The organism is Streptomyces sp. NPDC053076 (genome assembly GCF_044546845.1).
Classification (GTDB): Bacteria; Actinomycetota; Actinomycetes; order Streptomycetales; family Streptomycetaceae; genus Streptomyces.
In genome coordinates this window covers 21,874-35,012 of sequence record NZ_JBITZL010000004.1, presented here as the reverse complement: position 1 = coordinate 35,012, position 13,139 = coordinate 21,874, and the positions used below count along the sequence as shown (strand labels likewise).

Sequence of the window (13,139 nt, the reverse complement as noted above, 5' to 3'; positions counted from 1 at the left end):
ATCGCGCCCGCTCCCAGCCTAATCACCACGAGGCACACCTCGGCAGGCCCGCCCGCCTCTCCGCACCCGCCCACCTGGTCACCGCACGGCCGGAGAGCTCCGCCACCCCCGCACAACCGCATACGACACCCTGAACAAAAGGGACAGGTAAGGGCAGTTCAGTCCATTCGTCGAGGCGTGCCCAACAATCCGGTCTCTGCGTCGGTGGGTTGCGTCAGCACGTACTGGCGGTCACGGTCGGTGCACCACAGGGTGACGCCGTCGGGCAGCGCCGGCAGCGATTCCACCTCGGTGCGTGACAGCCCCATCGTGCGCCCCAGTTCGGCCGCCTCGTCCGGCGAGACCCGCTGGATGCCGGCGAGCCGTGCCTGCCGGAGCAGCCGGGGCGCGACGGGACTGAGATACGGCAGCAGGGTCAGCACCGACTGCCAGGGCCCGGAGACCACCCGGCCGCGCGGGGGCCGCATACCGCAGTCCCGCACCACCAGCACCGGCGTACCGGCGGATGCGCCCTGTGGGGGAACCCGCCCGACGTCGTACACGGACAGTCCGTTCTGCCCGCCGCCCATGGCGTGCACCATCTGCATCCACGCCTGCGGCCGGCCGGTCTCCACGGCGACCCGGGCACCGGTGGCCGCCGAACGCAGCGCCAGCACCTGCGCGGTCCACAGGCCGCCGATCAGGACGACGTCGTACGGCGTGGGCCGGTTGATGCCCAGCACGGCGGGCTGGCCCTCGGCGTCGACGCCGGCCACCACCCCGTCGTCCCCGATGGGCAGGGCGAGCGCGTCCAGTTGCTGCGCGGGCAGACCGTGCCGGCCGTGCCGGGGCCCGACCAGTCCGAGCCCGTGCCGCAGCCGCTCGGCCGTCCGCCGCAGCCCGGACGGCTCCTGCGCCCCTTGCGCAGGGCCGCCCGGCGCCGGGGCAGTCGTCGGAATCGTCGTCACCGCACACCTCCGAGGGGCAGAGTGGCCAGCATGCCGGGCAGCTGCTCGCGGTCGAGCCGGGCCAGACCGGCCCCGGACTGCCGGGCCGCACCCTCCAACGCGCGGCGCGCGGCCACGAGTTCGTCGTCGCTGCGTCCGGTCACCCGCAGGTGCCCGCACAGCGACACCTCCTGCCGGTCCCCGCGCGCGAGAGTCAGACTGAAGGTGGTCGCCAGGGCCGGTATCGCCGTGACCCGGGCGACGAACTGCGGCAGGGACTCGGCCCGGCCGCCGCCCAGCTGGGGCCAGCGCCGCACCCAGTACGTCGTGTGCCGCCGGTTGTCGCAGCGCCAGCTGCGCCCCGACTCCTCCGTGCGCCGCTCCCGGGTCTCGCTGCGCCCCGCCTCGGCGGTGACCAGCGGATTGGCGCAGGCCGAGGTGGCGAGCGCGGCGACCAGTTCCTCCTCGTCCAGCACCCGCGCCCGGAACCCGGCGCCGGTCAGCCGGCTCGACAGATGGTCCGCGACCCGCACGACGCACTTCTGCGCCCCGCCCAGCCCGCCGCCGCGTGCTGCCACGGCCTCCGCGCACAGCTCGGGATCCAGCTTCAGGGCGATCCAGGTGATGCGCACCGCCGGGGCACCGGTCTGCTCCTGAAGCGGAAGGTAGTTGGCGACGGCCACGGACTGCTGGGGCAGGTGCAGCGCGGGCGCCGGCTGGGTGTGCAGCACGATCTGGGCCGACTCCAGGCGGATCCCGTCCACTTCCAGCGCGTCCCGCACCAGGCCCAGCGGCAGCGGCTGACGGCTCCGCTCGGCCCGCAGCGCGGTCGCGTCGGCCTCCACCTGGAGCACGGCCGTGACGAAGGTGCCGTCCCCGACGATGCCGACCGGCCGCCGGTCACGCGCGCCGTACGAGTACGTGCGCAGGGCCGGTTCGCACTCCACCGCCGGGACCAGTCCGGGCTCCGTGCCCGGCGGTATCGGGGTGTTCTCGGCCCGCTTCTGCCGCGCCCGCAGCTCCCGCGCGGTGGCGAGCCACTCCGGCAGGGACCGCCCCCGTCGCCGTACGAAGGCCAGCAGGACCAGCACCAGCGCGACCACCGCGGCCGGCACCAGGGCCGCCATGCCGACGGCCCAGCCGACGACCAGCACGGCCGCTGCCAGCTCCACCAGCACGAGCCGTTGCAAACGGAACGAACCGGCCTGGCCCGGCCGCTGCCTGAGGCCGAGGGCGACCTGCTGTCGCTCGCCGCCGCGCTGGGCGGACCTCCCGCGCGGCGGCGCCCCGGACCCGGCCGCGCCGCCTCGTGCCGCCGAGCGGCCGCGCGCTCGCGTCCGCGTTCCGGAAGCCATCACTCCATCCCCCCGATTTGCTCACAACTCGCTGGAACCAGGCCACTGAACAAGGCCCTTGAGGGCCCGGGTACCCTACCCGCTCCACGAGACCCGCTCCGTACCAGGCATAGTAGGGGCCGGGTCCGACAACGGAGGGCGGGGGAGCGTGGTCCCCGGGCGCGCTCCGCGTGAGACACGGGGAGAAACAGGCACAGATGGCATCTCGGCGGGACCAACTCAACGCCTACACCTTCGCGAAGCGCCGCATGCTCGCGTCGTTCGTGCAGTCGTCACCGGATGGCTCCGACGAGGGGGCGCCCCGGCCGCTGCGCGCGATCGTGCCCAGCGCGATCGTCGGCGTGGTCGTACTGGCGGCCTTCGGGGCCTGGGGCATGTTCAAGCCGACGGCCCCGCAGGGCTGGGACCAGCCAGGACAGAAGGTGATCATCGCCAGCAAGTCCACCACTCGGTACGTCGTGCTGGAGACGAAGCACAAGGTCCAGCTCCACCCGGTCCTCAACATGGCATCGGCCAAGCTCGTCCTCGACACCCAGAGCGACGTCGACGTCGTCACCGTCGACGAGTCGATCCTCGACAACGGCAAGATCCCGCACGGCGTCACCATCGGCATCCCCTACGCCCCCGACCGCCTGCCCTCCGGCAAGGAGGCCGGCGCGGCCAAGGAGTGGGCCGTCTGTGAACGCCCGAGCGGGAGCGGCAGCTCGATCCAGAAGGCCGCGTTCGTCCTGGCCGAGCGGGACCAGGACAAGCTCACGGGCCCGAAGGAGAAGCTGCACGGCGGCGAACTCCTCTACGTCGTGACCCCGGACAAGAAGCAGTACGTGATCGACGCGCACGGCCGGGCCTACCCGGTGGACGCCGACGACAGCCTGCTCCTCCAGACCCTCGTCGGCGCCGACCGCACTCCGCAGCAGGTGACCAAGGAGTGGATCGAGACCCTGCACCAGGGCGACGCGATCACCTTCCCGCCGATCACCGGTGTCCCGGCCGCCGCCGCCAACGCCCCCGGCCAGCTGGACCAGGAGGCCAACCGCGTCGGCATGGTGCTCCGCGCACCGGTCAACGGCCAGGAGCAGTACTTCGTCGTACTGCCCGGCCGGGTCGCCCCCGTCTCCGACTTCGTCGCCCAGCTCCTGCTGACCAGCGAGGACCTCGTGAAGCTCGGCCAGGCCGGGCACGCCCTCGAGGTCAGCGCGGGCGCCATCACCCGGGGCGAGCCGTTCGCCGCCGAGCACACGTGGCCGACCGAGAAGCCCACGGCGGTCAACAGCCCCTCCACGGCCGACGGCAGCCGCAACACCATCTGCAACGTCCTGAACCATGTCGACCCCGACAACGGCGAGACGACCCTGAGCACGTGGGCAGGCACCGACTTCCCGGCCGTCCTGCCCACCGGGTCCTCCAGCGCGTACGTCACCGCGGGCTCCGGCCAGCTCTACCGTCAGTTCCAGGGCACGAAGACGACCGTCGGCGGTGTCTTCCTGGTCACCGACACCGGATTGCGCTACGCCCTTCAGTCCAACGACGACAGCGCGGGCGACGACAAGGGCATCGGCATGTCGGCCACGAAGCGCAAGCAGCTCCAGCAAGAGGCCAAGTTGGCGCAGACCCGCCTCGGTTACGCCGACGTCGCCCCCGCCCCCATCCCCGCGCCCTGGTCCGAGTTCCTGCCGACCGGACCCCGCCTGTCGACCGCGGCGGCCCGCCAGCCGCAGGGCTCCTGAGGGGTACGACGATGCTCCCGAGGCATACACCGATGACGCTCCCGCTCCGCCGCCGCACCACCCTCACCCCCGCGCTCCGCCGCACCACCCCGACGGCGGTCGCGGCCATGGCCGCCACCCTGCTGGCGGCACCGGCCGCCACGGCGGACCCGGCCTCCGACCAGTGCACGTTCTCCAAGACGAACCACAAGTACTCCAGCACCCCCTGGGCGCTGCAGCGCGTCAACCTCGATGAGCTGTGGACCGAGTCGAAGGGCAAGGGAGTCAGGGTCGCCGTCATCGACACGGGCGTCGATCCGGCCAACCCGCAGCTCACCGACGCCGTGGACGCATCCCTGGGCGCCAACTTCCTGCCGAAGAAGGACAAGAAGGGGCAGCCCATCGAGGACCGCGGCAACGACAAGGGCACGACGGACACGGTCGGCCACGGCACACGCGTGGCCGGCATCATCGCGGCCCGCCCCACGAAGGGCACGGGCTTCGTCGGCCTCGCCCCCGAAGCCACGATCATCCCGATCAAGCAGAACGACGCGGAGAGCCACGGCACGGCCGCCACCCTCGTCACGGCCATCCGGCACGCGATCAAGGAGAAGGCCGACGTCATCAACATCTCCCAGGACACGACCGGCACCCCGGACGAGGACCTGCACGCGGCCGTGGACGAGGCACTCCACGCCGGCATCGTCGTGGTCGCCTCGGCCGGCAACAACGGCCTGAACGGCAAGAACAAGGACACCTATCCCGCTTCCTACCCCGGTGTCCTCGCCGTGGCCGCCTCCGACCGCAACAACGAACGTGCGCCCTTCTCCCAGCCCGGCGACTTCATCGCCGTCGCGGCCCCCGGCGTCGACATGATCTCCACGGTCCCGAAGGGCGGCCACTGCTCGGACAACGGCACGAGCTTCTCCGCGCCGTACGTGGCCGGCGTGGCCGCACTGATCAAGTCCAAGCACAAGGACTGGACGCCCCGCGAGGTCGTGGCCCAGATCGAACAGACCGCCGAACGCTCCATCCCCGGCCACGACCGGCTGGTCGGGTGGGGGGTGGTGGACCCGGTCCGCGCCCTCACGGAGGACGATCACCCGATCGAGTCCCCCCGCGCCGACGCGGGACTCACCCATGCGGAGGCCCCCACCCCCGCCCGGCTCACCCTCGGCGAGACCCCCCAGGAGCGTACGGCCCGGATCGCGACGTACGTCGCGGTGAGCGTGGCGGTCCTGGTGGCGGCCTTGGGCGGGGGAGCGGTGGCCCTGCGCGACGCCCGAAGGAGACGACGGGCCGTGGAGGGCCGGGCCTGAAGTCCGTGCCGGACTCCTCCGCAGGCTTCACGGCCCGGGCCCGACATGACCACGACTTCCGAGGCGGGCGTCCGGAGCCAACCGGTGCTCAGGACGCCGCCTTGCAAGGACGCCGCTCTTTCAGTGAATCCGTGTATCCCCGAATCAGCTTCTTCATGGCCGCTTCGTCCTGGCGGCCGGGCTTCAGAACCTTGATGAGGATGCTGATGTCCTCTTCTCTGACCGCAGCGCCACGGCACTTGATCAGCGACACAGCGGCCTGATCCGTATAGGCGAGGGAGTCGCCGTCCGCGGACTTCTGCATCTGCAGGGAAAGCCGGCTCCGCAAGATGTCGTGTGCCGAACCGCCGGCATCGATGCGCTCGTCACTGATCACCAGCACCGTGTCTGCGTCCACTTTGACCTCGCACAGCGCCGAGCCGTCATCCAGGCTTCCCGTCGGTGCGACCGTGACACGCTCACCCGAGGCAGGCAGGAGACGCGAGAGGGCGTCGGCCGGGACGGACACCCCGCAGAGGGACTTCGGAACGGAGAACTCCTGCTTCGGCTCCCCTGAAGAGCACCCTGCCGCCATCGCTGCGGCGGCGAAGAGCGACACGACACGGAGAACGTACGATGCGGATCTCAATGCTTGTCACTCTCCGATTTCCACTGGGCGCCGTCCGAGTGGCTGTGACCGGCGGATGTCCGCGCTGCTCTTCTCAGGTCCTCCGCGGTGTCCGGGTCGATGGCGTTGTTGCTCACCAGCGCGTGATCGACGGCGGCTCGCGCAGAGTCCAGGGCGGCCTGCCGACCGTTGGTGTACTCCTGGCCGGCCTGAGCCTCGGCTTCACTGGTGGTGTCCTGCTGGATGCTCTTCATGACGGACTCCTGGATGTCTTCGGAGGCCCACTCAAGAGGAGCACCGGCGATCGGGACCCGCTCGCCCACCTTTTCGATGCCCATGCCGAGAATGCGGTTCACCCACTTCTGCTTCTCCGCCGCAGCCTCGTTGAACTCGGTGTCGGAAGCAGTGTGGTATTCGTAGATCGCATGGGCTCGCGCATCACTCATGATCCCGGCAATGGCGGATCCAGGAGCGACCGCGTCGCCCACTCGCCCGTCCAGCGAGGCTGTGGAATGGCTTGAGCCGTTGATGACGTGATCCACCACGTCGGACGTGTAGGCCTGCTGAGCGGTCGTGATGGCCGAGTAGGCATCGGGGTCCTGGCCGACTTCCCCCAGGAAACGAGCGACGTTGTTGGGGTCGAGATCGGCTGGGGCGCCGAACGTCGGGAAGAGGTCGCTGCTCGCATCCTCGTCGTACATGGCACGCTGGAAGTCGCCCATGTACTCGGCGGTGATGTCCCCGAGGCTCCCGCGGAGGCCGTACAGCGGACCCGTCTCCTCGTCCTCAAGGTCCCCGTTCTCGTTGTGCCTGATGAGTTCGGGGTCGGATCCGAACTTGTTCACGATGTCGCTGACCAGATGCGCCTGCGCCTCGTTGTGCTTGATGGCGTCGGCCGCGTCGTCGCTGTCGTACGGTCGTCCGGTGGTCGCCGCCTCCAGGGCATGTCCCAGTGCCTCCGGGCCGAAGGTCAAGGCCGCCTTGGTCTTGTCCTCGTCCGCCAGGACGTTCGCGGCGTTCGTGTCCACCGTCCACTCGAAGTCCTTGTCGGTGAACAGGTCCAGGTAGGAGCTGAAGCCGGGATCCCCCTTCTTCACGGTGCCGTCTTCGTTGTAGGCCGTCGGCGTTCCGGTGAAGAATTTCTCCGCGGCTTCGGGACTGTGACCGAGCGACTCCAGGACGCTGTTCAAGGGGTCGTTTCCGGTGCCCAGCTTCCCGGAGGGATTGAAGCCGTAGGCGTCCGGGTTCCCCGCCGGCTTGTTCGACAGGAAGAAGTACGGGTCCTTCTTGTGGAGCTGGGTGATGTGCTCCGCGATGGGGGTGAGGAACCGCGAGTCGTAGTTGCCGTACCGCAGCAGGCCCCCGAGCACCTGATAGCCGTACGGCTTGTTCCACTGCCCCCGCTCCCACCCGATCTGCTGGGTGCCGAGCCGTCGGAACTCCGGGCCCCAGCTGTCCGGCAGATGGTGCGTGTGGTCCGGGTCCGTGGCGTTGGCGAGCGTGTAGCCCATGACCTTCTGCAGGTCCTGCACCTCGTTGAGGCGGGTCTTGGCCGCGTCGGCGCCGGTGCCGTCGATCGACATCTCGGCGTAGAACTGAAGCGCCTTCTCCGGCCCGCCGAGTCCCTCGTAGAATTCGGTGGCGAACTCGCCGTCCTTCTCGCCCGAGTTGAAACGCAGCAGCCGATTGAGCTCGTGCAGCTCCGCGTCGGACATCTTGTCGCCTTTGCGTGCCAGTTCCAGGGCGCGCTCGACCTCGGCGTCATTGAGGGACTCGTACGTGCTGTGGCCCGCGTCGTAGGGGTCGTTGCCATGGCTCTTGCCCAGCGCACGGGCGACAGAGGCATCGATCTCGGCGGCATGGGCGAGGATCCCGTTGATACGGCTTTCCAGTGCCTGCTTCTGGTCGAGCTGGCCCTGGGTGCGCTCGTCGGTGTCGCCGCGGACGTGTGGGAAGAAGCAGCGGACCTGGCCGTCTCCGATGTCCTCGACGCGGACACCCAGTTCCGCGGCGTCGTCCTCGATGGCCGTCTTCAGCTGCTTCTGCAGTGAGGCGAGTTCGGTCTGCCCGTCTTCGAGGACCTGGTAGATGCTGTTCGCCTCGGCGTGGAGGTCCGTGATCTCCTTGGCCGTCTTCGCGATGAATTCCCGTGTCACCGTGGCGTTGACCCCGGCCCACCGCGCCGAATCCGACTTGGCCTGCATCTGTGTGCGGGCGTTCTCGGCCGACTTCTTCAGGCCGTCTACGGCCTTCTTCCAGTCGGACACGGCGGCGGCGAGTTTGCCGAGGTCGACCTCGAGGAGGTCGGTGGAGGTGAGAGCCATCAGAGGGTCACCTACTTGAAGTATTCGTTGAGCTGGGACACGGGCATGGCCGAGCCGTCACGGCCACGGAGTACGGCACCGATCTTCGCATCGTCCCCCGCATGCAGCTTCTGAGAGAAGTCCAAGTGGTCGGAAATGTGCGCACATGCCTGCAGTACGGCCTTGACCTGCGAGGTCCACATCTCCACGGTGGTCTCCAGGGCGCTGCCCGTCTGGAATCCGTGCGACTTCAGGGTGGCCGCGGCCTGCATGGTCGAGCCGGCTGAGCCCTGGCCGGCCCCGGCGGCGATGTCGGCCTGGCTCTTCACGTCGTCGTAGAGGAGGTTGGCCTCGTGCCCCACGACGCCGAGGTCGTCCTGATGGACCACCAGGTCACTGGTGCCGCCCCCACCGTCCGCGGCCAGCTGGTTGAGTCGCATATGGGTCGATCTCCCGCTGGCGGTCTCCGCCTTGAGTTGCTCCCACTCGTCCCATGCCATGGAAGGGCCCCTTCCCCTGCGGACACACCACTGGGCGGTCACGCTAGCAACCTGGCCTGAGGAGGATGTGCGCCATGCCCGGCATGGGCGCCTTGTCGGGCGTGAAAATTCGGCGGAGATACCCCCGCCCATCCGACCGACCCGCCACAGCGGTCCCGGGTCAGCGGACGGACGCGGCCCGGCAAGCGTCGCTGCGGGCCACGGCGGTCGCGTACCCCTCGATGAGAGCGCGCACAGCCGACGTCTTCACGTCGTGTGAGGTCCGCGCGGTAACCCGTGCGCTGTTGCCGGCCGAGGCGGATCCGGGGCATTCGGCGAGGCATACGGCTCCCGCTTTCGTAGGGATGACGTGGGCCCCGTCCACGCGCGCGAGTGCGCCGCGCTGCCGATGTTCTCCCGGTCCTGGTGACCCATGTATGCGTGATGTGTCCAGCGTGACGACTCGGCGGAGGCAGGCGTGCCGGCCGGCCGACGGGACCGCACCGACGGGCCGGTGGAGGTGTGGGTCCGAACTGTTCGGCAACGGCAGACCGACTGCCCAAGGGGTGAGGTTTTGTGGTTGCAAAGTTCCTCCCCGCAGCGCCTCCAGGGTTGCGTCCGCCGCACACATGTGAAGCTTCTGCGCAGATGCCCGACCCCTTCTGTCTTTATTGACCGTCTTGTCGATCTCTGTCGGCCACGGGTCGGTCATTCCGGGGCGGCATTGCAACTGAACTGTCGCAGAGTTCAGTTGGCCGCGATTTACACAGTGACTACAGTGGTCGGCGATAGATCGGATGCGGCCGGGTGTCGCTCGGTCTGTCCGGCTGTACCAACGGGGACACGGGGAAGGGGTCGCGGTGGCTGACGGTGGCGGCTCGGGCATGAGGCGCGGCATCGACGCGCTGCAGGCGTTCAAGGGCAAACTCGACGAGGCGCTGACGGACTTCGAGGACGGGCACGGAGGCCCCTCCAAGGTCGCGCAGCAGTCGCTCAGCCGAGCGTCGTTCGGCGGCACGAACGCCCAGTTCGACGAGGCGGGTGAACTGCACTCGGCGTACGAGACCGTGCACTCACGCCTCACTCACCTGTCGAAGACTCTGGGGCTCCACATCGAGTCCCTGAAGCTCGCATCGCAAGCGGCTGATGCCACCTACGACGGGACCGAGGACGAAGTCCGGCGGCGCTTCTGGCAGATTCACACGCAGATCGCTACGCAGTACCAGGAAGACGTGAAGAAGACCGCTGCCGCCGACAAGCAGGACGCGGGACACAAGGGCGGCAACAAGTCGACGGGGGAGGCGGACCTCACGTGAGCGACGACTGGAAGCAGAAGCCGGAATACAAGTCCGCTGCGGAGGAGATCGACAAGGAGGTCGGCCAGCAGGTCGCCCCCCTCACGACCGCGCAGAACATGCTGGCGCACATGCCGTTCTTCGGTGGTGGCGTCCGGGTCAACCTCGTCGGATCGACGAACTTCGAGGACCACAACCTCAACGACATGATCGACCTGGTCGAGCATGCCAACCCTGAGCACCTCGAACTGACGAGCAAGTCCCTGTTCGACGCCGGCAAAGCCATCCGCAAGGCCGCGAAGGACCTGGAGCAGCACCTCAAGGTCGACTGGGAGGGCCAGGGCGCCGAGTCCTTCCACGGGTGGACGCAGCAGCTCATCGGCTACACCAACGGCCTGGCGGGTTACGCCGACCAGGCCGGCACCCACATCTCGGTGGCGGCCACGGGCCTCGCCTCCGCACGCGTTTCCATGCCGCCCAGGGACACCCGGCCGGCACATGAGCAGAAGCTGCCCACCGAGCTGCCCAAGGCCAAGCAGGTCGACGGCAACCCGGACTACGCGGCCGCGGTGAAGGCCGAGAAGCACCGGCAAGAGGCCATCAACCAGATGAACCGGCTGGCCTCGTACTACAAGGTCGCGGCGACTGACCTGAGCAAGCAGGAGGAGCCGAAGCCGGTCGAGCCGATTCCGAATGTAGGAGTTCCGGCGCCGCCGCCATCGTGGGGCGGTTCCGACAAGACGCTGCGCAAGCCTGGTTCAGGGGCTCCGACACCGACGGCCACGGTCCGTGATGATTTCACGGAGGGCCATGCCGGAGAGGTCACGTCTCGCGGAGCAGACGCCCACGGGCACGTACCCCCCCTAAGGGAAGTCCACGAACCCATCGCGCCTTCCGGCCATGATGTCGGCACGGAAATCAACACCACGACGACCCTGCCCCCTCAAGTGCCCACCACACCGCCCAGCCCCCCAGCACCCACTTTGCCGACCACTAGTGGTGGCGGTGGGCAGATGCCCCCGCTTCCGACAGGGCCTATGACGCCTCCCGTCACACCCATGTCGGGTCGTACCCCCGGATACGGGCCGGCTGGTCGGCCTCCTGTGACCGCCCAGGGACGTACGAGCGGGGGCGGCCGAGTGCCGCAGGGGCCCGCAGGCCAGACAGGACGTACCGTCTCCAGCGGACGCGTTCCGCAGGGCCCGACGGGTCAGGCAGGGCGGACCGGTCCTGGTGGTCGTGTGCCGCAGGGGCCCATGGGACAGGCCGCTCGCGCCATGGGACGGGCGAACCCTGCGGGGCAGCCAGGTGCGCGAGGACCCGTTCAGTCCGGTCGTTCGCCGATGGGGCGCCCTGTCACCGGCGGAACTCCCAGGACGACCAACACGCCTGGCGGGCGCACGGGAACAACCGGCCCCATCGGTCAGGCGCGCAACGGCGTCGTCGGGGGCAAGCCCGTCACCGGCCGTACGCCCGGAGGGCCGGCCAACCCCCGTGTCCCGCGCGGTATGGTCGTCGGCGCCGAGGAACCGGCTACCTCCACGCCGTCGAAGGGGACCATCGGACAGCGAGGAGTCGTGGGCGCTCCTGCGGCGAAGGCCCAACCCGACGCGGGCCAAGCGGCGCTGCGCTCGGCGAGTAACCGCGAAGGTGTCATCGGCGCGCCCCGGAAGCCCGCGACGAGCGCCGAGTCCAGCGGTGCGGGGCTCGGCCGTGGTGCCATGGGCGGTCGTCAGACCCCGGGTGGAGAGGCCGGCCGCCCAGGTGGAGCGACCGACAGGGAACAGCGCCGCCCGTCGCAGAAGCGGCGCGATGTGCCTCAGACGAACGACTGAACACGAGCGAGGACGTACACAGGCATGAAGCCAGGGACCGGCCGACGCGGCACGAGGGTGGCCCTCCTGACGAGACGCAATGCACGGCGCCTGTCCGCTGTGTGTTCGGCACTCGGTGCGCTTGTCATCACGTCGGCAACGCTTGCTCCGGAGGCCGTCGCCCTCGACGTTCAGTCCAAGGAGTGGTACCTGGACGCGATGGGCGCTGACGACATCTGGAAGATCAGCACGGGCAAGGGGGTGAAGGTCGCCGTGATCGACAGCGGAGTCAATCCGGCGACTCCCACTCTCAAAGGCCAGGTACTCGTCGGTGACGTCGCCAAGGCCGTGGCCTACCACGTCACGCACGACTACACGGGGCACGGCACTTCCATGGCCGAGATCATCGCAGGTACGGGAGCGGGGGGCGGCATCAAGGGCCTCGCTCCGGGAGCGAAGATCATTCCTTACCGGATCGTATTGCGCGGCCTGAACGACGAGCAGGAGCAGAGGCGAAATGCCACGACCGCCGATGCGATCCGTGCAGCTGCCGACAGCGATGCAAAGATCATCAACATGTCCTTCGGAGGCCCGACCCCGGATTACGACACCAAGTCCGCGATGAAGTACGCGGCGTCCAAAGGCAAGCTGATGTTCGTCTCCATCGGTAACTTGGGAGACGAGGGGAACACGCCGGATTACCCGGCCATCTATCCCTATGCGATCGGCGTGGCCGCGCTCGACAAATCCGGCACAGTGGCTAAGTTCTCCACATACGGCGACTACGTTGATCTGGCGGCTCCGGGACTGAGTGTCCCCTCCTGGTGCGACGGTAAGTTCAACGAGTACTGCGACAGCGACGGCACCAGCCCCGCCTCCGCCATCGCCTCCGCCTCCGCCGCCCTCGTCTGGTCCGCGCACCCGGACTGGACGGCCAACCAGGTCCTGCGCACCCTCATCGACACCGCCGCCCGTTCCTGGCCGAAGAGCAAGCCCAGCAAGTACCTCGGCTATGGCGGCATTCGCCCCCGGCGCGTACTCATCAACAAGGACATCAACCCCGGGCCGGCCAACGTCGACCCGCTCGCCAAAGAGAATGGCGACGGCACGTCGGCGACCCCCAGCCCCTCGGCCAAGAACCCCTCCGGCAAGCCCACCAAGGACGCCGGCTCCGCCAACGGTCCCACCTCCGCAGCCGCGAAGGACACCGACTCCGGTGGCGATACCCAGACCTGGGTGATCATCGGCGCCGTAGCCGCCGTACTAGTCATCGGAGGCGCTGGTTTCGCCGTGCTGCGTGCACGCCGTAACGCCTGAGCGGTCTCCCGTGAACCT

General features: G+C 69.1%; 10 protein-coding genes. 5 read left to right on the top strand and 5 right to left on the bottom strand.

Translation table 11 applies throughout. The features are described 5' to 3' along the window. Positions 1–158 precede the first annotated feature (158 nt). Entirely contained in the window at positions 159–947 is a 789-nt protein-coding gene (locus tag ACIGYR_RS17665) for a hypothetical protein (RefSeq protein WP_391847371.1), read from the bottom strand. After that, positions 944–2,281 (bottom strand): type VII secretion protein EccE, encoded by a 1,338-nt coding sequence (gene eccE / locus ACIGYR_RS17660; protein ID WP_399598505.1) that lies wholly within the window; start codon positions 2,279–2,281, stop codon positions 944–946. The genes ACIGYR_RS17665 and eccE overlap by 4 nt, the downstream gene beginning before the upstream one ends. Positions 2,282–2,478: 197 nt before the next feature. On the opposite strand from eccE, the gene eccB reads away from it, so the two are divergent. Next, on the top strand, positions 2,479–4,008 hold the full coding sequence (eccB, locus tag ACIGYR_RS17655) for a type VII secretion protein EccB (RefSeq protein WP_399598508.1): 1,530 nt from the start codon (positions 2,479–2,481) through the stop codon (positions 4,006–4,008). Positions 4,009–4,040: 32 nt separating this feature from the next. Then, on the top strand, positions 4,041–5,306 hold the full coding sequence (gene mycP / locus ACIGYR_RS17650) for a type VII secretion-associated serine protease mycosin (RefSeq protein WP_399598511.1): 1,266 nt from the start codon (positions 4,041–4,043) through the stop codon (positions 5,304–5,306). An 88-nt stretch (positions 5,307–5,394) separates the two neighbouring features. Here the strand turns inward: mycP and ACIGYR_RS17645 are convergent, their stop codons facing one another. Genes ACIGYR_RS17645 through ACIGYR_RS17635 form a run of 3 tightly spaced genes read right to left on the bottom strand, consistent with a single transcriptional unit; the run spans position 5,395 to position 8,716 of the window. Then, positions 5,395–5,904, bottom strand: coding sequence for a hypothetical protein (locus ACIGYR_RS17645; RefSeq protein WP_399598514.1), 510 nt, complete (start codon positions 5,902–5,904; stop codon positions 5,395–5,397). A 26-nt stretch (positions 5,905–5,930) separates the two neighbouring features. Next, positions 5,931–8,237, bottom strand: coding sequence for a hypothetical protein (locus ACIGYR_RS17640; RefSeq protein WP_399598516.1), 2,307 nt, complete (start codon positions 8,235–8,237; stop codon positions 5,931–5,933). Between the two features lie 11 nt (positions 8,238–8,248). Then, the gene (locus ACIGYR_RS17635) at positions 8,249–8,716 is read right to left on the bottom strand and encodes a hypothetical protein (protein WP_399598519.1); all 468 of its coding nucleotides are present in this window, start codon (positions 8,714–8,716) and stop codon (positions 8,249–8,251) included. An 839-nt stretch (positions 8,717–9,555) separates the two neighbouring features. Here ACIGYR_RS17635 and ACIGYR_RS17630 point away from each other — a divergent pair. The 3 genes from ACIGYR_RS17630 to ACIGYR_RS17620 are packed head-to-tail and all read left to right on the top strand — an operon-like array spanning position 9,556 to position 13,121. Further along, positions 9,556–10,011, top strand: coding sequence for a hypothetical protein (locus ACIGYR_RS17630; RefSeq protein WP_399598522.1), 456 nt, complete (start codon positions 9,556–9,558; stop codon positions 10,009–10,011). Further along, positions 10,008–11,825: a hypothetical protein gene (locus tag ACIGYR_RS17625; RefSeq protein ID WP_399598524.1), complete on the top strand. Its 1,818-nt coding sequence runs from the start codon at positions 10,008–10,010 to the stop codon at positions 11,823–11,825. Before ACIGYR_RS17630 ends, ACIGYR_RS17625 begins: the two co-directional genes overlap by 4 nt. A gap of 24 nt (positions 11,826–11,849) precedes the next feature. Then, on the top strand, positions 11,850–13,121 hold the full coding sequence (locus tag ACIGYR_RS17620; protein WP_399598527.1) for a S8 family serine peptidase: 1,272 nt from the start codon (positions 11,850–11,852) through the stop codon (positions 13,119–13,121). Positions 13,122–13,139: the final 18 nt, after the last annotated feature.

Coding starts and splice junctions, on each gene's coding strand:
- eccE (WP_399598505.1), bottom strand. CDS start 2,281: ATGGCTTCCGGAACGCGGACGCGAGCGCGCGGCCGCTCGGCGGCACGA.
- eccB (WP_399598508.1), top strand. CDS start 2,479: ATGGCATCTCGGCGGGACCAACTCAACGCCTACACCTTCGCGAAGCGC.
- mycP (WP_399598511.1), top strand. CDS start 4,041: ATGACGCTCCCGCTCCGCCGCCGCACCACCCTCACCCCCGCGCTCCGC.
- ACIGYR_RS17640 (WP_399598516.1), bottom strand. CDS start 8,237: ATGGCTCTCACCTCCACCGACCTCCTCGAGGTCGACCTCGGCAAACTC.
- ACIGYR_RS17635 (WP_399598519.1), bottom strand. CDS start 8,716: ATGGCATGGGACGAGTGGGAGCAACTCAAGGCGGAGACCGCCAGCGGG.
- ACIGYR_RS17620 (WP_399598527.1), top strand. CDS start 11,850: ATGAAGCCAGGGACCGGCCGACGCGGCACGAGGGTGGCCCTCCTGACG.